Below are 19,087 nucleotides of genomic sequence, written 5' to 3'. Positions count from 1 at the left end.
TTATTTCCCGAACCGCCTCCAGATAGTTTGCAGATCAGATGCGCCAAAGTAGCGTCAGGCGCGTCTTGGCTGCTGCATCGCCTTTCCCACCTTCCAGATTCGCATAGGTCGCCCCGACAGCGGGATAGCCACGCTTCTGGTAATGCACTGCATAGGTATCAGCATTACTGGTCTTCACCTTACGCTGATAGCCCGCTTTCACGATGGTGGCGAACACCCGCCCTTCAATGGCCATGGACTGCTCATCCAACTCAAAGATATAGCGCTGAAATTTCCCGGAGTCATTACTAAAGACTACGTTGCGAATCAACTTTCCCTTTAGGGTGATACTGGCTCCATCCTTGAACGTTACAACTTGCTGACCATCGTCGGAAGTTGATAGCGAAGGCACCTCAGAAACGGCCTGCGCTTGAGGCTTTTCCTTCACAGCCTCATCACAGCCGGAGAGGGCCAACAAAGCGAAACATGCAAGCAGAACATTCCTTTTCATTTTTCCTTCACCCAAACACCTAGTATTAGATTTTATATCTTAAGAGCAGTGCAAATCAGCGGCAGTGCATCAGCCTTGGAAAGAGCGACATGTCCACTCTTGTACCCAGGCTTCTTATAGCCGATGAATTCGATATCAACATGCTCACTCTCTTGACACGCCGACACTTTCTCAGCAAAAGGCAACACATGAACCTTATAGTGATAGTCCTGCACTGAGCAAAAAATTCGAATCTGAGAGCCCACGGACTTTCTGACAAAAGAGAGAGGCTCCACCGTTTCTACGTCGATAGTTTTCCTAAGGAAGTTTTCATAAACATAGCGACTGCCCGGATGCCCACTCAAGAAAAGCTGCGGGCACTCTGCGATAGCCTTGGCACCGGGATGCAAGCTGGCCAGTACAACTGCAGCATACCCCCCCATGGAAGATCCATAGTAGAGCACTTCGTCAATCCCCTTCCCGGAGAGGAAGTCCTGTAATAGCACTGCGACTTCAGGTAGAACGAAATCCCCCGATGGCGAGATATACCAGCTTCCCATCGGGGTCTTGTAGGCATCCAGATGCTGGAAAGGATCATTGATATAAAGTACATTCACCTTTCCAGAAAGGTCATTTTCCCACGACAAACGCGGATAATAAGGATAGATATCCTTATCACTGGCAGATGGAAGGAATACGACTACCTTCCTACTATTAGGTGCAGAAAAAAAACTACATTCGCAGTCGCCGATCCGAGCGTCGATCCTCATCACTTTTCACCGATGCTTATCTTCACCCCGGATTGACCTCGCGAGGTCAACCAGACTCGGGTAGCGGCTTCGTCGCGCCCAAGGTGCTTGGAAAATATCGCGCTGTTCTCAGCGGATTCCGGGTCCCAGCCTTTGCAAGTGTAGGAACTACCAGCCTCGCCCAGGGCCGCTATGGTTAGCAGGAAGCTGTCAAATGACACTTGAAAGCCGCTATTCTGCGACTTGACCATAACGTCTTCAGTGAGCAGGAAATTGCTCCAGATTTCACCTTCGGATTCGGTAACATCGAGAATGGATATTTCGCCGTCACGTATCTTCGAGATATCCACGGAGCGCTCGACCTTGACGCCGTACATATGGCTTACGCCATGGAAAATCCCTCCCTCGCGAAGCTCCATGGTCGGCCGTTGCGGGACTTTTAATTTATCCCGAATGGCCTTCAATGGCAGCACCGGACACGAGTGAGCAAGAGAGGACCGTATAAATAACCGTTTGGCATCCTTCTCGTTATGACTTAAGAGACCACCATCACCGAAAACCACTCTCCCTGCATAATAGAAGAACACGGAAAGATCATCATCATGACGATGGTAGTTTGAGTCGTGGCAATTTTTTAACGAGAGGAAGAAATCCCTGCCCTGCTGATCCCTTCCTTTTACGACCAGATAACCAGAGTCTGAATAATCGTAAACGTTGAGCTCAGATTTGGTATTTTCCACCTCACTGAAATCGTCCCAACGGGTATCACCAATAATTGGCAACATACCGTCCGGCAGCGTAATCACCTTCAGAAACTCGGTCGCCTTTTCGATATGATCTCTTGCCTGAACGGATATTTCCGAGTCACCCAAAGCTTCAAGATTCAGCAGCCCCTTAAGCCGGGAAAGCATGAATTTCTGGTAACCTGGGCTATTCTCCTTATGCACTCCCTGGGGCGTAAAAGCAAAGTCCAACTCATCCTGAAGGCGCGCGAGAGACAGCGCCTTATAATCAGAAAATCTATTTCCAAAATACAGAGAAATAGTATAACTAATAAGCGACTGATCAAATCCATGATTGGTATGAATCGAGTAATTCTCTCGATCAGCCAGCCATGCCAAGTGCTCTTCGACAAGAGATACGAGATCAAGCTCTGTATTATTCTCTGCGACCAGAGCGCTCAACCCGCAATCCCAGCAGAAGACCAACCAATTTACGACATTTCTAACTCTGAACGCAGTAGCGTGATCATGCCAAGCAAGCGGCGAATCCGATGCTCGCATGGCCTTATTTCGCCAATTAATTACTGAGTTCACGCAAAACCTGAAGAACTCGCGTCGCTCTTCCTCGGACTGCAGTTCGAAACTACTGATAAACCAGGTCAAAAAGGGCAGCGACTGCATCTGCCACCACCAGTTTCGGTCTCGACCTTCCTCTGCCCAGTCAAACACTTCGAGATCAATAGCGCTATTGGAAAATCCTCGCAACTCTATTGTCCTCTCGAAGACAGCTTGTTTCAGAAATTTGAAATCATTTCGACTGGTACTCACATAGTTATTTTTTATGAACGCAAAGGCTGGCTTCTCAACGGCAGCGTGGAGTCTATTTAATTTATCGGTATACATTAGCCAGGCTCATTCAAATCTTGTAGTTTTGCACGCCACTGACGAGCAACAGTTCCGGAAGAGTACTGATCCAGGAATGGCTCGTACAAGCCACTCGCCTGCGCGCTGGGGATTGCCTTTCGTACGAGGTAAACGGCTTGATCGTTTCCAGTGACCACATTGGCCTTCGGCCAGATCTCATCTGCCCCGGGCCAGTTCCATATCACGGGTGTAGCACCAGTGAGCATCCCCTCACCCACCGCCATATGAAACGACTCGCCGTCCGACGGAGAGAGTATGTAACCTATCATTTTCAGCCATTCGTTCACGTCATCACCAGGCGGGTCAAAGATGACGCGATGGCGAAGTTTTTCGCTGCTGTTTATTCGATTGAAGATGGCTTTGTAATAGGCTGCCTCTTCTTCACGCTTAAGCAACCAGCCGTAGTCAAGGGGATGCGTTCCTTTGATCCGTAAACAGTATCGGGCGTCTTGCTGCAATAGAGTCTCGAGTAAATCCAGAGCCCGGTCCATGCGTTTCCGCATTGGCGCGACGCCAATCATTCCCAAGGTGAAGTCGGCGTCACTGGTCTTCTTCTCCGAGGTGAACTTTCTCTCATCGAGAAAGTTCGGAATGACGCTGGTTTTATCCGATGGAAAACCTGGGAATGCCTCCATCGCTTCCGCGCGAATTTGTTCGCTGACGAAAGCGATGTGATCGATTTTCTCCCAATCTGCCTCTGCCAGATAAGACAGCCTGACCTCTTGATAGTGAAAGCGGGCGACCAGCTTCTGGTCAGCTCGCTTATGCTGAGAAAACCACTTTATATTTCCCAGACACCACTCGCAGAAAATGATGTCGGCCTTTTCCAGAAGTTTTTGGCTAGCACTTTCGTTGTGCTTGTTGTGTCCCTGCCAGTGATCCATCAGGAACTCGAAGTCGCCAAACTCCTTCAACCTCTTCTTGAGTGGCAGGAAGAACTTCAAGTCATGCCCAGCGACCAGTATCTTGAGCTTGGTGTGGCGCTCACGTCTTCGGGCAATATCAGGCTTGCAGGAAAGCCATGTCCTAATCATTTCGACACGTGCAGAGAATGTATGTCGAGCAGCCAATGCCCGCAGCCTGTCTGCAGCCAGTTGTGCCTTTTCGTCGTCCAGCAGTCCACCACGAAGTTGAGCACGGAATTCGTCAAGACTATTCGCGTAGAGCGGATAGTCCTCACCCAGCAATTGTTCGTGCAGCGCATTGCGGTTCACGATCGCAGCACAGCCGGCGGCACCGTATTCTAGAATCTTGGTGGAGTACTCGACCGTGTCATTCATGCTCTCGGATCGCCACGACAGCCCAATTCGCGCCATCTGCAACTGCCCCATGACAGCTTCACGGCTGAGGGCACCAAGCCAGTTCAAGGAGGGTGTATTTTCCAGTGCCCTGGTCATTTTCTCCTTGTAATCTGGCGACGTGGTATCGCTATGGATTTTGTCGCCAATGACAACGAACTGGCTGTCCGGAACTGCGCGATTGACACCGGGCCAGCTCTCCGCCATTTCCAGCGTCTTCCAGTCGCTCTTGAATTTCCCGGCGTAGATAACCCTTCTCTCGCGTTCGGCGATGGGTAGGCAGGACAGAGGAAGATCGGGGATAACGGGGGTGTACAGAGAGAGCTTTCCCTCCGCCAAATCAGGGACAAGGGTTCTCCATAGATCGATGAAGCCAGGTGTCTGGCAGAGCAGGCGCTCGCAGCCGTGCGCGATTGCAGCCATGGTCTGCCGCTGTTCGGCAGTGTAGTCAGCGATGTCCTGCGGGATATCAGTCAAATAAATCCAAGTACGCTCGAGCAACTCAGGATGCTGGAGCAAATTCGTGGCAATCTCCAGACCACGAACAACACAGGTATCGTAGTGACTCTGCTGGAATAGCTTTCCCGCAAGCCCTGCCATTTGCTCCAGAGTGAGCCGCCGCAACTTTGCACCATTCCAGTACTTCGGCTCGGTACCATTGATAACGGTAACGCTGGAGTGATCAGTGAGTGGCTGAAACAGTTCCCCGCGTTCAGGCGCGCTCTTGGCGATGAAGTCGACGCGCGCAGCTCCTGTTTCCGCGAGAGCGAGACTGATCGTCTGGGACCAAATAGAGGACCCATCGATGTAGTTCAAGTCCGGGTTGGCGCAAACCAGTACGCGTTTTTTGCTAGTCATCATTAAAGCCCCGCGACGCTTTGGGTGAAGCTCGCTCTGAAGTACTCTTTGCTGTCAGCACAATAAAGCCGCGGGGAGGAAATCGCCCCCTCTGGTGCAGCAAATCGCCCATGCTGCAGAAACTCCTGCATCTGCCACAGTGCGCCGTCCATCTGCGCGTTCTGGCCGAACTGGAAAGCATCCTTCACCAGGGCCTTTGCCCAGCCACTGGCTTGCGGCTGGTAGCGCATCGCATTGGCCAGGTCACGCAGGTAATGGCGGCCGTAGCCGGCATGAGGACTCAGCCAGCCCGAGGCATCGTAGGTCACGGCTCTGGACTCGAATTCCGCCGAAGCGAAATAGCCCGGCTGTACCAGAACCACTTCCGCAGGCACCGGCAGATCAAAGAGGTCGGCCGCACCATGGCACTCGATGGCAATGGTGTAGTTCTGATAGACCTGCTGTTCGCACAGCTTGGTGACGCTGTAGAGTTCGGCCTCGCTGGACACCCTGGCGATGAGCAGGATGTTCGGGTCAATAGTGGTGACAGGCGGCAGCCCGACATGGCCGAACACGCTGTTGATCCGATGGGCATAGGTGTGGCGGGAGAACACCTCGCGAATTCCGAGCAAGCTGCGACGACGCCATTCGCGGTCGTCGGTAAGCAGCGTATGGATGGCTTCCTCGGCCTCCTGTTCGCTGCTGACCATCCACACCGCGTCGCTTTCGAACAGGTCCTCGATACCCTTGGCGTAGGTGCTCACCACGGGAGTGCCACAAGCCATCAGCTCGAATACACGACGAGAGAACATGGTGGGCGAGTCGGTCACCGAGTTGACGTTGAGAAACACCCGGTAGCGGCTGTATTCGGCGCAAAGCCGCTTGTACGGCAGGCTTCCTTTGATCCCCGCCTGGTACTCCTCGGGGAACGGGAACAGCCCCGTACCATGGTTACGATCGTAGATATCCAGGCCATGCCGGTTGGCAGCCTGCAGCAGCCAGCGCATGGCGCGACCGCGATTGGCGTGACGATCACCGTACCAGCTGCCCGCAAAGCAGGAGCGCGCCAAGCGGCCTTCAAGCGGAGCCGGCTGGTGCAGCTTGGGCTGGGCGGCAAAAGGCAGCGCATGTACGTTGGAGTTGCCGGTCCTGCGCCGATAGGACCCGCGCATATTTTCATCGGTGGTGAAGATATGGTCGGCCAGCTTGGCACTGCACATGAACTTGTCATGATGCACTGGATCTTCCTTGTTCCAGAAGACCATCGGAATGCCCTTGTCCCGCGCGTACTGCGACATGAAGGCAATTTCCTGACCCGGCTTGTTGGAATACTCGCCGACGCGGTATTGCCAGCTTCCCTGGTTTCCTTTCCAGGCGCTCTCGATGAAGAACATCGCCGGCTTGTACTTCTCCGCCAAGGCGTACCAATTGTCCGGGCGTGGCTGGATCAGGTTGACTTCCTGCTCAAAACAACCGGTGGTGAATTCGTCCATCACGCCGATCACGTAGGGCTTGTCGTTCTCGGGGTACTCCGGCCACCCCAGAATGCTGATAGCCGCCACTTCAGCTGATGGTGCGACGAACTGGACCACGTCCTTGGCCTTTTTGCGGGACAGAATTTCGACCTGGTCGATATGCACCGCTTCGCCCGGCTGGGTGTTGAAAGCGCAGAAGCCGACCTGCAGCCCGACTCCGCCTTCTGGAACCTTGAATTCGTATACCGTCACCACTTTGCCCAAGGTGGAGGCCAGGTACTTATAGGACGACTTCAGCTTTTCGGAACGCGCCAGGCGTCCGCTGGCTTCGGCCACTTCATTGCCGTCCAGATCGGTCAGCTTGATAAGTAGGAGCGCCTTCTTGCTGACCTCGCTGGTATTTTCATAAGTCACCGCAACCCTGATGGAGACCGTGTCGCCCGGCTTGACCGAGGCTTCGTTCCACTGCGGGGCGGACGACAGTGTCACACGCGTGCTCTTCACGATCTCGACAACGGGCAGGGGCTCACTGCTCTGCAACGTCCGGCGAACGGCCAGCTTCTTTTTCAAGACCAGTGATTCATAGATGCCCAGCTGTTGGGCGACTTTGCGCGCCCAGCGGCGCCCCCACGTTTTCATTTCCCTGCCCCTGCAAACTCAAAAAAATCAACTGCACTCTGCGTTATGGTTTCGCCGCCTGTGGGCCGCCGCACCCTGTGTCCCTACCGGCACTCTAGATCGTGACTTTCATGACCTCATCCGTGTTTCTTCTGTTTCTGTTTCCATGTCGTTGAGAGTCGCCGCCATCGCATCGCAACCTGCGCAAACAGCAGCTCAAGTCAGTGCATAACCTTCGAGATGTCTTTTGCCATCCGCTGCTTGATAAACGACCGCGAGTACTGCTCCACGAATTCACGCCGACAGGTCAACTGGAGCTCCAGGCGATCCAGCGCTTCTACGGCGCCCTCGATATCGCAGGGAGAGAAAATGGCCGCATTCTTGATGCGTTGCCGGGTAAAACGCCTCGGATAGCCCGAAAGCCCCGCCCAGATGGGTTTGTTGGTTGCCGCATACTCGAACAGCTTGGAAGGCAGGACCTTGCGGAACGCTTTCAAATTGTTGAGGTGCAGGAAGAGAACGTCGGCATCCTGGTACGTGCCGATCAACTGTTCACGCTTCATCGGCGGGCTGATCCGGACGTTGGTCACATCATGCTGATCCAGCGCGCGGATCAATTTGTCCGCCGCCCCGCCTGCCCCGACCAGATGAAACTCGACGCGGTCTTCCAGGCGCTTTGCCAGGCTCGGAAGGATGATGTGCAGGCCCTGACCAAGCCCCAGATTGCCCGCGTAGACAACCTTCAAACGCCCTTGCGTCGCCTGCGTACCTTCCTGCTGGGGCGAGCGGGACTTCAGGAACAGCTCATCCACACCATTGGTGTATTGCGCGAAAGTCAGCTCCGGGTAACGCCGTGAAAAGTAAGGCAGGAAGCCGGGTGAAATGAGGTTCACCCGGCTCGCCTGGCGGATGGTCCAGCGTTCGACCGGCGAGAAGACCCAGGCGGCCAGTGCCCCGAGGTGCCAGGGAAAGAGTTCGGGCAGCGTGTCGACAAAGATGTCGCGGATGTCGAGGTAGAGTCGGCGTGCTTTTCTGCGCGCGATCACCGCTCCCAGCACCGCCGTCATCAGGCGCGAGGAGGTCGCCAGAACCAGATCGTACTGTTGATGTTTGACGATCTTCAGCGCCCCTCGGGCAAAGGTCGTGAAAGCAGCCACCTGGTCGAACATACCGCTGCGATGCAACGGCAGGCCGACTCGATGAATGCTCACCGGGCCGTTCTGCTCGAACCTCGGCGCATTCTCGCGATAGCTGTGGTAGCGATTGGGCCGGGTTGTGACGACATCGATATGCGCCCTGCCCTCCAGCTCGCTCTGCAGCGATTTCACCAAGGCTTCAGCACGGAAAGAGCCCGCCGACAGATCTGGAGCGTAGTAGAAGCTCAGGACCAGAATGCGAAGGGTCATGAATCGCTGCTCACTTTCACGTCCATCGCAGCGAACAGGCCGCCATACAGTGATACCAGCAGGCTCTCCTGCGCCTCCCAGTTGAGCACCTTCGCGGCCTCTTTGGCGTTGCGTGCCAGCTCGGCGCGGTAAGGCAGATCGGCCGAGAGTTTTCTCAATGCCTCAACCAGCGCATCCAGGGACAGATCAGGAACAAGCAGCCCGACCTGGTACTGGCGGACGATGGAGCGGATTTCCGGCAGGTTGGTGGCAATGACCGGCAACCCACCGATCAGGTACTCGAAGAGTTTGTTCGAGTCGGTCGTGAAGTGATTCAGACAGGTGTTGTCGATCGGCTGAACGCCGATGTCTGCCGACGCTGTGTACTCGGGCAGATCTGCCAGCGCCACCGTCGGGATGAACCGCACGCGATCATTGATGCCCAGAGAGTCGGCCAGCTCGCCAAGCGATCGCGTCAGGCGCCCGCCGCCGATCAGGACGAAGTAGGTGTTCGGCACGGAGCCCGCAGCCTTGACGAGTTTGTGCAGCCCGCGCCCCTGCTGCAGCCCTCCCTGGTAGACCACGATCGGCCATGGCTGATCGAACCCGAGCTCCCTGCGAATTCTGCCGCTTGGCTGCCACTCGCTGAAGCGTGGCCTGTTCTGCAGTACCAGTGGCCGCGGTACGCCATAGGCACGAGCAAAGAACTTCGCTCGCGCCTGGGTCGTGGTGATCATCCCGTCAGCCCTGGGAGCCAGTCGCTTTTCGATCCAGCCAACGACCTGGCGGAAGCTGTTGTAGCCTTCCCGGCTCGTACTGATTTCATGGGCGTCATAGATCAGGTGGGCGCGGCTGAACCACGCCGCCAGCCACGCGGTGGGGAGCGTGTTCACATCGTGGCCGTGAACGACGTCCGGCTGGTAGCGAATCATCTGCAGCAACAGCTGCATGTGGGTCCAGATGCGCGCGACGACGCGCAAGCTCAGCTTGAGCGCAGAGACCTGGAGTTGTCCCTGCCCAGCCATGCCCGACGCGCGGTGCGGCGCGCCCTCTGAAACCTTCCGCCATGTCCAGAAAGGACTGCGCGGCACCCGCAGCACGCGGATACCGTCACTCAAGGTCTCCCGCTGACAAGTAATCCCTGGCGTATGGAGCGCGAAGACCTGCACCTGATAGCCGGCTCCCTGGAGCGTCTGCGCCTCCTTGAGGACCCGCGCATCATTGCGGAATTCGTTCCAGACGATCATGGCAACCCTACGCATGGGACTGCCCCGAGGAGGTGCCATTACGCTGGAGCGCCGCCCCTCGCTGGACTGGACGGTAAGCTCCGGACATGCCACCTGCGTTTGCGCAGACACTGAACCCGGAGCAAATCCGGGTCAGCTGCAACGAGGCCGAAGGGATGATCTGGGAACGGCTCATAAACTTGCCAGTCTTCAGCCCCGGGTGACGCCCGCCGCATCGATGACAATGGCACCGTCACGGACGCTGAACGACTCGCGGAACTCCCGATGCTTGACCAGCAATACATGAATATCAGCGCTGTCCTGAGCAAAGGCGAAATCGACATGCTCATGGTGTGCAAGCCGCCTCGGCAGGCTCTCGATATTCGGCTCGACCAGTTGCAGGGGGCATTCCAGCTCGTTGCCCAGACGCTCTGCGATGCCCAGTGCAGGGCTCTCGCGCAGGTCGTCGATGTCCGGTTTGAAAGCCAGCCCGTAGCAGGCGACCTTCACCTGGCTCGCGGACTTGCCGGGGTTCTTGATGAGGAAGTCGGCCAGCGCCACCTTGACCTTGTTGATCACCCACTCGGGTTTGCCATCATTCACTTCCCGGGCAGTACGGATCAGACGCGCCTGCTCGGGCGTCTTGCTGACGATGAACCAGGGATCCACGGCAATGCAGTGCCCACCCACTCCTGGACCAGGCTGGAGAATGCCGACCCGCGGGTGATGGTTGGCCAGGCGAATCAGTTCCCAGACATCGATGCCCAGCTTGTCGCAGATGATCGACAGCTCGTTGGCAAAGGCGATGTTCACGTCGCGGAAGCTGTTCTCGGTTAGCTTGCACATCTCCGCGGTGCGCGCGTCGGTGATGATGCACTCGCCCTCGACGAAGGTCTTGTACAGGCGCGCCGCCGCAGCGGAGCACTTGGCCGTCAGGCCGCCGATGATCCGGTCGTTCTCCACCAGCTCGCGCAGCACGTGGCCGGGCAGGACGCGCTCAGGGCAGTGGGCGATGCGGATGTCGGAATCTTCACCATGGGTCGCCGGGAAGCTCAGGTCCGGACGGGCTTCGGCCAGCCAGGCTGCCATCTGTTCGGTGGCACCAACCGGGGAAGTCGATTCGAGGATGACCAGGTCACCGCTCTTGAGGACCGCAGCGATGGATTTGCTGGCCGACTCGATGTAGGCCAGGTCCGGCTCGTGGTCGCCCTTGAAGGGGGTCGGCACGGCGATCAGGAAAGCGTCGGCCGGCTCGGGAACGGTGGTCGCGCGCAGGTAGCCTTCGGTCACCGCCGCGTGCACCACCATGTCGAGATCCGGCTCGATGATGTGGATTTCGCCGCGATTGATGGTATCGACGGCGTGCTGGTTGACGTCGACACCGATCACCTGCTTCTTGCGGGCAGCGAAAACCGCCGCGGTGGGCAGACCGATGTAGCCCAGACCAACTACCGAGATCCTTGCAAAGCTCATACTGCTTCCTTCGACTTGTCGTTACACAGGCCTGCCAGCGCCTCGAGAATCCGAGCGCACGCCTGGCCGTCACCATAGGGGTTGTGGGCAAAACTCATGGCGCGGTAGGCGCCTGCATCGGTGAGCAACTGCTGGAGATGGCGGGTGATGCTCTCCACCTCGGTACCCACCAGCTTGACGGTGCCGGCGGCCACGGCCTCGGGACGCTCGGTGGTATCGCGCATCACCAGGACCGGCTTGCCCAGGGACGGCGCCTCCTCCTGGATGCCGCCGGAGTCGGTCAGGATCAGGTAGGCGCGGCTCATCAGGTAAACGAACGGCAGGTAGTCCAGCGGCTCGATCAGGTGGACGTTGTTGATCCCCTGCAGGAGGCGGTTCACCGGCTCGCGCACATTGGGATTCAGATGCACCGGGTAGACCACGTCGACATCCGGGAAGGCCTTGGCGACCTCGGCCAGTGCCATGCAGATACGCTCAAAGCCGCCACCGAAGTTCTCCCGGCGATGGCCGGTGACCAGGACGATGCGGCGGCCTTCGGGGAGGAAGGCGAACTGTTCCTGGAAGCGCGCCTGCAGGGCAGCGTCACCACCATCGAGTTTGCGCACGACATCCAGCAGGGCATCGATCACGGTATTGCCGGTGACGTGGATGGTGGCAGGAGCAGCACCTTCGCGCAGCAGGTTGTCGCGGGAGTTGTCGGTGGGCGCGAAGTGCAGCGCCGCGAGAGCACCGGTCAGGCGACGATTGCCCTCTTCCGGCCAGGGCGAGTACAGGTTGTTGGTGCGCAAGCCGGCCTCGACGTGCGCCACCGGAATCTGCTGGTAGTAGGCGGCCAGGCTGGTGGCGAAAGTGGTCGCAGTATCGCCGTGCACCAGTACCACGTCCGGTTTGAACTCGGCCAGGATCGGCTTGAGCCCTTTCAGGATCGCGGTGGTGACGTCGGTGAGGTCCTGCCCGGCCTTCATGATCGCAAGGTCGTAGTCGGGGACCAGTTCAAACAGCTCCAGCACCTGATCCAGCATCTGGCGGTGCTGGCCGGTCACGCAGACCCGGGAGTCGAAGCGCGGGTCTGCCGCCAGGGCCAGGGCAAGCGGTGCCATCTTGATGGCTTCGGGACGCGTACCAAAAATGCTGAGGGTCTTGAGCTGCATGGTGCCTCTACTGCTGCGAAACGATAAAACGGTGCCATCGCCAGGTGCCGACAAAGGCACGACGAATGAGCGATTAGGACGCGGAGGGCAGGGAAGCAGGCTCACTGGAGCCCGAAGGACTTGCTAAAGGTGCAGGGGAACGTAGTGTCACCGCAGTCCCTTGCGATCGCCGAGCATCGCTCAAGCGAATATCTAGATAATGTCCCTATCCCGAATGCACCCTGCATTAAATGAAACCTAATAGGAATGCGATCAGTCCGAAAAAGGTTTCACGAACAAGGGATACGTCCGATATCGGGATGATATCAAAGATTAAGCTTTCATTAAAAACCTATCTATCCCACGCCAAAATACGCGAGAAATGGAATAAACAGAGGCTAATGCCCTGCTATTTCACGGCTTTTTCACGAAAAGAGAGCGAAGCCAGGATTCGGAGAAGGCGCGACGCAATGTCGCCACTCGTCGGGATGGAGGGATTCCTAGCGCACCGGGCCACGCGGGGCCCGGACCGCTGAAGCTGGCGTTCGGGAATGGATCTGCCTGCTCAGAGCGTCAACAGGCCCCGCTGGTCTGTCAGCATCTCAGTGGCTTGTTCGACGACTTCCACGCATGGCCTGCGCAACCTCAGCCGCTCTGCATTGCACAGCAGCGGCCCATCCTCGTCCTCGGCGCCAAACGGATCGTCGATCAGCACACCCTTGATCAGCCCCTGGCGGAACAGTTCGCGGATGGCGAACAGGTTCGCTTCGCGCGGGCCGGTGAGGTCGGCGATGGACTTGAAGTCGGTTTCCGTAAGCTGGCTGAGCACGGCAGCCAGCTGGGCCTGGGAGGGTTTGCGACTCATGGGGTGCTCCGAGGTAAAGCGGGGGCATGCATGACTATCGGGCGCAAATATTAACGCTGGATTAGCACTCTGACAGACTGATCGGGATCAGCCTATCAGAGGAATCTGCTTGTTCAGTCCCGCGATACGCCGAGTTCCAACAGGGCAAGACGCTCTTCCAGCGCCGCGATGCGGGCTTCCAGTTCGACCAGTCGCCCTTCGTCATGACCACCACCGTCGCTGCGCTCGCTGGAGGCGCGGCTGCCGCTGGAGGCAATCGCTGCCTCGCGATCTTCCTCGGTGCCCAGCAGGTGCATGTAGCGGTCTTCGCGCTGGCCGGACTGGCGCTCCAGCTGCGCGGCCATGCCACGGCTGGCGAGGCGCTCGAGCTGATGGCGGACTTCTTCGGTGTCGTCGAAGTCGTGCATGCGCTGGCTGCGGGTGAGCAGTTCGTTGAGGGTCTGCGGGCCGCGCAGGAACAGCAGGCCGAGCAGAATGACCTGCGGCTTGACCAGCTCCAGCGCCTTGTCCAGGCGCTGCTCCCAGCGGTCGGCGCGGCTGCCCATGACCAGGCGGGTCATCTCGCGGCCTTCGAGATGGCGCAGGGATTGGCCGACCTGGCCGGGGGTGAGGTTCATCACCGGTTCGCGACTGGTCTTCTGGTTGCACGCGGTGACCAGGGCGTTGAGGGTCAGCGGGTAGGCTTCGGGAGTGGTGAGCTGCTTTTCGATCAGGCAGCCGAGCACGCGGGTATCCACCGCGCTCAGGGCTTCGAAGTCGGAGAGAGTGTCGAGCGACTGGCTCATGGCGTTGTCCGTCAATGGATTAACCGCCCTAGCCTAGCCAATTGTGCGGCGTTTGGCAGCTTCAGGCAGCACCGGACAACCGACGCGCCTGCGGTCGCTCGATGACCGCCCAGTGCGAGAAGGACGCCGCCAGCTCCTGCTCGCGCCCCTGCCCGTCTCGTCCCAATAGGCGCCGGGCGAGGTCGCCGGTGAACCAGTTGGCGGTGTTGGCGGCCACCACGCGACCTTCGCCGTTGACCACCAGGGCCTCGTGGCCCATCTGCATCAGGCTGCCCAGCAGCACGCCTTCGAACTCGTGCAGGGCAATGTCGGCGGCGGCCACGCCGATGAAGCGGCCGTCCACCTGGATCGGCACGGAGAAGGCGAGGATATACAGGTCGGTACCGTAAAGGTCGACGAAGGGCCCGACCACCGAGGGCTGCCCGCTGGCACGCGGGCGGGAGAACCACGGCATGTTGAGGTAGTTGTAGAAGCTCTCGCTGCGCCGGTTGAAGTTCAGGCTCATGGGCACGACCTTGTCGCCGCGGCCGTGGTACCACCACTCCAGGTACATCTCCTGGTCGGCCAGCTCGCCCGGCTCGATCACCACGCCGGTACCGTGCAGGCGCGTACCATCATCGGTGAGGTCGTGCTGGATGCGCGGACGCAGTGCGCCGAGGTCCTTCGAGGACGGGCGCTTGCCCTCCTCCGCCAACACGCGCCAGATCCCCTCGACTTCACCGGCCAGCTCGTCGAGACGCTGGAAAACGTTACGGATGGAAGCGTCGATGCGCTGGGCACAGCGCTGGAGTTCATCCGTGGGTTGCTCGCTGGACATGACCGGGGCCTCGCTGTTCTTGTCGTTGTTCTTGCTCAAGGGCGAGCCAGACAGGCTCGCAAAGTAGGTTCGGTAAGTCAGTCTGTGCGCCCGTCCGGCCGCGCAGGGAAAGCAGCAAGCGCTGTGCCAGTCAGCCGTCGTCGGCCAGCAGGCTCAGGCGCAGGTTGATCAGCCGCTTGATGCCGCGGGTGACATGGGCCTCCGCCAGAGCACCGGCCAGGTTCGAGTCGCCGGCCCTGATCGCTTCGAGGATGGCGCGGTGCTCCTGCTCGATAGCCGTCGCTCCCGGGAAGCCTTCCACCGGCAGCCACAGCCACTCGCCGATTTCCGCCTGCAGGCGCGTCTCCGCGTGGGTCAGGCGAACGGATTGAGCGGCAACGGCGATCTCGATATGGAAGCGCGCGTCGGCGCGGCGTTGTTCCTGCCGGGTGCTGGCGTTCGCCAGCGCATCGAGGTACTGGGCGATGCGTGCCTGTTCGTCGGAGGTGGAGCGCTGTGCCGCGAGCCGCGCGGCAGCTCCGGCGATGGCGACATGCTCGTCCCCCAGGTCGCGCAGCTCCAGTGCACTCATCTGGCGCAACTGCCCCAGCAGGGCGTCCTCAGAGGTGTGCTGCGGCGAGCAGACGAAACTGCCGCCATTGCGCCCGCGCCGGGTCTCGATCACCCCGCGTTCACGCAGCTCTGCCAGGGCATCGCGCAGGGTCACGGTGGCAACACCGAACTGCATCGCCAGCTCGCTTTCGCTGGGCAGTTGCTCGCCTTCGGCGTAGAGGCCGAGGTCGACCATTTCCACCAGCCGACGCGCGACCTCCTCGGTGCGCCCTTCCTGGCGCAGGCGCATGAAACTGGCGGGGCGGACTTTCCTGAATTCGTTCATAGGCAGCCATGCGAGGGGCGCTGACGCTTCCTGCGCGAAATCTTCCTGTGCGGGTGTTGAAAGCGAGTCTACCGGCAAGCCTGGCTTGGGCATCGCTAAAACTATGTCTCCATATTTTTAAATCGCTTTCCGGACTTTCAGCAAGGTCTTTCGCCACTGAAAGCCCATCAGAACGCTCATTTTTCGACCTGTATTGGCAACCGCAAAAACATAAGATATGGTTTCAAATGTATTTGCCAGCGACGGTCCGCAGGCCGTCTCCGCCAACAACAGCAAGAACGAGGAGCGATACGCATGAGCCAGCCAACCCGCGCCGAATGGGAAGCCCGCGCCAAGGCCCTGAAGATCGAAGGCCGCGCCTTCATCCAGGGTGAATACCTTGCCGCCGCCTCCGGAGAAACCTTCGATTGCATCAGCCCGGTGGACGGCCGCCTGCTGGCCAAGGTCGCCAGCTGCGGTGAAGCCGACGCCGAACGCGCCGTGCAGAGCGCCCGCGCCACCTTCACTTCCGGTGTCTGGTCGCGGGAAGCCCCGGCGACCCGCAAGGCCGTGATGATCCGCTTCGCCGCCCTGCTGGAAGAGCACGCCGAAGAGCTGGCGCTGCTGGAAACCCTGGACATGGGCAAACCCATAGGCGATTCGCTGAACGTCGACCTGCCGGGCGCCGCCGACTCGCTGCGCTGGAGTGGCGAGGCCATCGACAAGGTCTACGACGAGGTGGCCGCCACTTCCCACGACCAACTCGGCCTGGTTACCCGCGAGCCGGTGGGCGTGGTCGCCGCCATCGTGCCGTGGAACTTCCCGCTGATGATGGCCGCCTGGAAACTCGGCCCGGCGCTGGCCACCGGCAACTCGGTGATCCTCAAGCCGTCCGAGCGCTCGCCGCTGACCGCCATCCGCGTCGCCCAGCTGGCCATCGATGCCGGCATTCCCGCTGGCGTACTGAACGTGCTGCCGGGCTACGGCCACACCGTCGGCAAGGCCCTGGCGCTGCACATGGATGTCGACACCGCGGTGTTCACCGGCTCCACCAAGATCGCCAAGCAGCTGATGGTCTACGCCGGCGAATCGAACATGAAGCGCGTCTGGCTGGAAGCCGGCGGCAAGAGCCCGAACATCGTCTTCGAGGATGCCCCGGACCTGCAGGCCGCTGCCGAAGCCGCCGCCGCGGCCATCGCCTTCAACCAGGGCGAAGTGTGCACTGCCGGCTCGCGCCTGCTGGTGCAGAAGTCGATCAAGGCGAAGTTCCTGCCGCTGGTGGTCGAAGCCCTCAAGGGCTGGAAGGCCGGCCACCCGCTGGACCCGGAAACCAACGTCGGCGCGCTGGTCGACGGCCGTCAGCTTGAGCAGGTGCTGGGCTACATCCAGGCCGGCCAGGACGAAGGCGCGAAGATCCTCACCGGCGGCAAACGTGTGCTGGAAGAAACCGGCGGCACCTACGTCGAGCCGACCCTGTTCGACGGCGTGAGCAACGCGATGAAGATCGCCCGCGAGGAAATCTTCGGTCCGGTGCTCTCGGTCATCGAGTTCGAAGACGCCGAGGAAGCGATCCGCATCGCCAACGACACCCAGTACGGGCTGGCGGCGGCGGTCTGGACCCGCGACATCTCCAAAGCCCACCTCACCGCCCGCGCCCTGCGCGCCGGCAGCGTGTGGGTGAACATGTACGACGGCGGCGACATGACCGCGCCCTTCGGCGGCTTCAAGCAGTCGGGCAACGGTCGCGACAAGTCGCTGCACGCCTTCGACAAGTACACGGAGCTGAAGGCGACCTGGATCAAGCTGTAACGCGATCCGGCAATACGAGAGGTTTGGAGCAAGACGGCGCGCGGCCGCCACCGCGCGCCGAACAATAACAACAACGCTTTCCGTTGCACCCGATTGGCTGCCGACGCGAAAACCTCAGACAGGAACTCCACGATGAACAGCTCGACCCAGCCAGGCGCCGCCCTGGACCGCGACGCGGAACAACTCCGCGCGCTGGGCTACACCTCTAATTTCGAACGCAGTATGACCCTCTGGCAGAACTTCGCCCTGGGCTTCACCTACCTCTCGCCGGTAGTCGGCGTGTACACCCTGTTCGGCCTGTGCCTGGCCGCCGGCGGCCCGCCGATGTTCTGGTCCTACCTGCTGGTGGGCATCGGCCAGATGCTGGTGTGCCTGATCTTCTGCGAAGTGGTCTCGCAGTTCCCGATTTCCGGCGGCGTCTACCCCTGGGCCCGGCGCCTGGTGGGCAAGCGCTGGGCCTGGATGGTCGGCTGGATCTACTCCGTCTCGCTGTGCGTGACCATCGCTGCCGTGGCCCTCGGCGCCGGCCCTTACATCGCCACGCTGCTCGGCTTCGAATCCACGCCGGTGACCAATACCCTGGTCGCCCTGGCGCTGACGGTGATCGCCACCCTGCTGAACCTGTCCGGCACCAAGCTGCTGGCCCGCGTGGCGATGTTCGGCTTCATCTGCGAGCTGCTCGGCGCGCTGGTGATCGGCACCTATCTGCTGATCTTCGAACGCCACCAACCATTCTCGGTGCTGTTCAACACCTTCGACATCCGCATCGACGGCAGCTACTGGCCGGCGTTCCTCACCGCCTCGCTGGCCGGCATGTTCCTCTACTACGGGTTCGAGGCCTGCGGTGACGTCGCCGAGGAAACCCCGAAACCCAGCCGGCGGATTCCCAAGGCCATGCGCATGACCATCTGGATCGGCGGTGGCGCGGCCATCTTCGCCGCCCTGGCGCTGATCCTCGCGGTACCGGACATGCAGGCGGTGATTTCCGGCGCCGACAAGGACCCGATGACCACCATCCTCGACAACGCCTTCGGCGTCACCGGCGCGCGCCTGGTGATGGCGGTGATCATCGTCTCCTTCGTTTCCTGCGTGCTCAGCCTGCAGGCCGCTGCCAGCCGCCTGCTGTACTCCTATGCCCGCGACGAGATGGTGATGGGCAGCGGCCTGCTCAAGCGCCTGTCGCCCAACACCCACGTGCCGGTTGCGGCACTGATCGCCTGCGGCGTGATCCCCAGCGTGATCGTCTGCGCCGGCTTCTACCTGCAGAACGCCATCGCCATGGTGGTGAGCTTCGCCGCCATCGGCATCTACCTGTCGTTCCAGATGATCGTCGGCGGCGCCCTGTTCGCCCGCCTGCGCGGCTGGAAACCCACCGGCGCCTTCACCCTGGGCAACTGGGGGTGGATCGTGAACATCCTGGCGCTGACCTACGGCGTGCTGGCGATCATCAACATGTCCTGGCCGCGCACGCCGGATGCGCCCTGGTACCTGAACTACGGGATCATTCTGGTGGGCGGCATCGTGATCGTCCTGGGCCTGGCCTACATGACCCTGTTCCGCCCCTACGACAAGGGCACCGCGCCCCATGGAGATGCGTGGAAGCTGCATCAGCGGTAAGCGTTGGAGTGAAACGAAAACGCCCGGCGGGA

The 19,087-nt window shown here is 59.8% G+C and carries 15 protein-coding genes; 2 read left to right on the top strand and 13 right to left on the bottom strand.

The genetic code is table 11. The features are described from left to right. Nucleotides 1-34 precede the first annotated feature (34 nt). From HNP46_RS19625 to HNP46_RS19565, 13 genes are all read right to left on the bottom strand, one after another. Nucleotides 35-490 (bottom strand): hypothetical protein, encoded by a 456-nt coding sequence (locus HNP46_RS19625; RefSeq protein WP_184592205.1) that lies wholly within the window; start codon nucleotides 488-490, stop codon nucleotides 35-37. A 32-nt stretch (nucleotides 491-522) separates the two neighbouring features. Then, nucleotides 523-1,239: an alpha/beta fold hydrolase gene (locus HNP46_RS19620; RefSeq protein ID WP_184592203.1), complete on the bottom strand. Its 717-nt coding sequence runs from the start codon at nucleotides 1,237-1,239 to the stop codon at nucleotides 523-525. Then, a complete protein-coding gene (locus HNP46_RS19615) occupies nucleotides 1,239-2,843 on the bottom strand; it encodes a heparinase II/III family protein (protein ID WP_184592201.1) in 1,605 nt (534 codons plus the stop codon). Before HNP46_RS19615 ends, HNP46_RS19620 begins: the two co-directional genes overlap by 1 nt. After that, the gene (locus HNP46_RS19610; protein ID WP_184592199.1) at nucleotides 2,843-5,020 is read right to left on the bottom strand and encodes a glycosyltransferase family protein; all 2,178 of its coding nucleotides are present in this window, start codon (nucleotides 5,018-5,020) and stop codon (nucleotides 2,843-2,845) included. Before HNP46_RS19610 ends, HNP46_RS19615 begins: the two co-directional genes overlap by 1 nt. A gap of 2 nt (nucleotides 5,021-5,022) precedes the next feature. Continuing rightward, nucleotides 5,023-7,113 carry a CgeB family protein gene (locus HNP46_RS19605; protein ID WP_184592197.1) on the bottom strand — a complete coding sequence of 697 codons (2,091 nt, stop codon included), beginning with the start codon at nucleotides 7,111-7,113 and terminating at the stop codon, nucleotides 5,023-5,025. A 200-nt stretch (nucleotides 7,114-7,313) separates the two neighbouring features. Further along, nucleotides 7,314-8,498, bottom strand: a complete 1,185-nt coding sequence (locus HNP46_RS19600; protein ID WP_184592195.1) for a glycosyltransferase family 4 protein — start codon at nucleotides 8,496-8,498, stop codon at nucleotides 7,314-7,316. Next, nucleotides 8,495-9,724, bottom strand: coding sequence for a glycosyltransferase family 4 protein (locus HNP46_RS19595; RefSeq protein ID WP_260403215.1), 1,230 nt, complete (start codon nucleotides 9,722-9,724; stop codon nucleotides 8,495-8,497). Before HNP46_RS19595 ends, HNP46_RS19600 begins: the two co-directional genes overlap by 4 nt. Before the next feature lie 189 nt (nucleotides 9,725-9,913). After that, on the bottom strand, nucleotides 9,914-11,176 hold the full coding sequence (gene wecC, locus HNP46_RS19590; RefSeq protein WP_184592191.1) for a UDP-N-acetyl-D-mannosamine dehydrogenase: 1,263 nt from the start codon (nucleotides 11,174-11,176) through the stop codon (nucleotides 9,914-9,916). Beyond that, nucleotides 11,173-12,327: a non-hydrolyzing UDP-N-acetylglucosamine 2-epimerase gene (wecB, locus tag HNP46_RS19585; protein WP_184592189.1), complete on the bottom strand. Its 1,155-nt coding sequence runs from the start codon at nucleotides 12,325-12,327 to the stop codon at nucleotides 11,173-11,175. Before wecB ends, wecC begins: the two co-directional genes overlap by 4 nt. A 544-nt stretch (nucleotides 12,328-12,871) precedes the next feature. Further along, complete coding sequence (locus HNP46_RS19580; protein WP_184592187.1) at nucleotides 12,872-13,171, bottom strand: hypothetical protein; 300 nt, start codon at nucleotides 13,169-13,171, stop codon at nucleotides 12,872-12,874. A gap of 113 nt (nucleotides 13,172-13,284) precedes the next feature. Further along, complete coding sequence (locus HNP46_RS19575) at nucleotides 13,285-13,956, bottom strand: YceH family protein (RefSeq protein WP_184592185.1); 672 nt, start codon at nucleotides 13,954-13,956, stop codon at nucleotides 13,285-13,287. 61 nt (nucleotides 13,957-14,017) lie between these two features. Next, entirely contained in the window at nucleotides 14,018-14,812 is a 795-nt protein-coding gene (locus HNP46_RS19570; protein ID WP_260403214.1) for a cache domain-containing protein, read from the bottom strand. Nucleotides 14,813-14,903: 91 nt separating this feature from the next. Then, complete coding sequence (locus HNP46_RS19565) at nucleotides 14,904-15,650, bottom strand: FadR/GntR family transcriptional regulator (RefSeq protein ID WP_260403213.1); 747 nt, start codon at nucleotides 15,648-15,650, stop codon at nucleotides 14,904-14,906. A 294-nt stretch (nucleotides 15,651-15,944) separates the two neighbouring features. Between HNP46_RS19565 and HNP46_RS19560 the strand changes: the two genes are divergently transcribed. Together HNP46_RS19560 and HNP46_RS19555 are read left to right on the top strand one after the other, a co-directional pair. After that, a complete protein-coding gene (locus HNP46_RS19560; protein ID WP_184592183.1) occupies nucleotides 15,945-17,438 on the top strand; it encodes an aldehyde dehydrogenase in 1,494 nt (497 codons plus the stop codon). A 132-nt stretch (nucleotides 17,439-17,570) separates the two neighbouring features. Then, nucleotides 17,571-19,055: an APC family permease gene (locus HNP46_RS19555; RefSeq protein ID WP_184592181.1), complete on the top strand. Its 1,485-nt coding sequence runs from the start codon at nucleotides 17,571-17,573 to the stop codon at nucleotides 19,053-19,055. Nucleotides 19,056-19,087 lie beyond the last annotated feature (32 nt).

The organism is Pseudomonas nitroreducens, from assembly GCF_014204515.1.
In the GTDB taxonomy this organism is placed as follows: domain Bacteria; phylum Pseudomonadota; class Gammaproteobacteria; order Pseudomonadales; family Pseudomonadaceae; genus Pseudomonas; species Pseudomonas nitritireducens_A.
The sequence above is the reverse complement of the archived record's forward strand: the minus strand, read 5'-3'. Positions and strand labels throughout refer to the sequence as shown.

Bases quoted from the DNA above. Each gene is read 5' to 3' on its own strand.
- HNP46_RS19625 (WP_184592205.1), bottom strand. From the start codon at position 490: ATGAAAAGGAATGTTCTGCTTGCATGTTTCGCTTTGTTGGCCCTCTCC.
- HNP46_RS19620 (WP_184592203.1), bottom strand. From the start codon at position 1,239: ATGAGGATCGACGCTCGGATCGGCGACTGCGAATGTAGTTTTTTTTCT.
- HNP46_RS19615 (WP_184592201.1), bottom strand. From the start codon at position 2,843: ATGTATACCGATAAATTAAATAGACTCCACGCTGCCGTTGAGAAGCCA.
- HNP46_RS19610 (WP_184592199.1), bottom strand. From the start codon at position 5,020: ATGACTAGCAAAAAACGCGTACTGGTTTGCGCCAACCCGGACTTGAAC.
- HNP46_RS19605 (WP_184592197.1), bottom strand. From the start codon at position 7,113: ATGAAAACGTGGGGGCGCCGCTGGGCGCGCAAAGTCGCCCAACAGCTG.
- HNP46_RS19600 (WP_184592195.1), bottom strand. From the start codon at position 8,498: ATGACCCTTCGCATTCTGGTCCTGAGCTTCTACTACGCTCCAGATCTG.
- HNP46_RS19595 (WP_260403215.1), bottom strand. From the start codon at position 9,724: ATGATCGTCTGGAACGAATTCCGCAATGATGCGCGGGTCCTCAAGGAG.
- wecC (WP_184592191.1), bottom strand. From the start codon at position 11,176: ATGAGCTTTGCAAGGATCTCGGTAGTTGGTCTGGGCTACATCGGTCTG.
- wecB (WP_184592189.1), bottom strand. From the start codon at position 12,327: ATGCAGCTCAAGACCCTCAGCATTTTTGGTACGCGTCCCGAAGCCATC.
- HNP46_RS19580 (WP_184592187.1), bottom strand. From the start codon at position 13,171: ATGAGTCGCAAACCCTCCCAGGCCCAGCTGGCTGCCGTGCTCAGCCAG.
- HNP46_RS19575 (WP_184592185.1), bottom strand. From the start codon at position 13,956: ATGAGCCAGTCGCTCGACACTCTCTCCGACTTCGAAGCCCTGAGCGCG.
- HNP46_RS19565 (WP_260403213.1), bottom strand. From the start codon at position 15,650: ATGAACGAATTCAGGAAAGTCCGCCCCGCCAGTTTCATGCGCCTGCGC.
- HNP46_RS19560 (WP_184592183.1), top strand. From the start codon at position 15,945: ATGAGCCAGCCAACCCGCGCCGAATGGGAAGCCCGCGCCAAGGCCCTG.
- HNP46_RS19555 (WP_184592181.1), top strand. From the start codon at position 17,571: ATGAACAGCTCGACCCAGCCAGGCGCCGCCCTGGACCGCGACGCGGAA.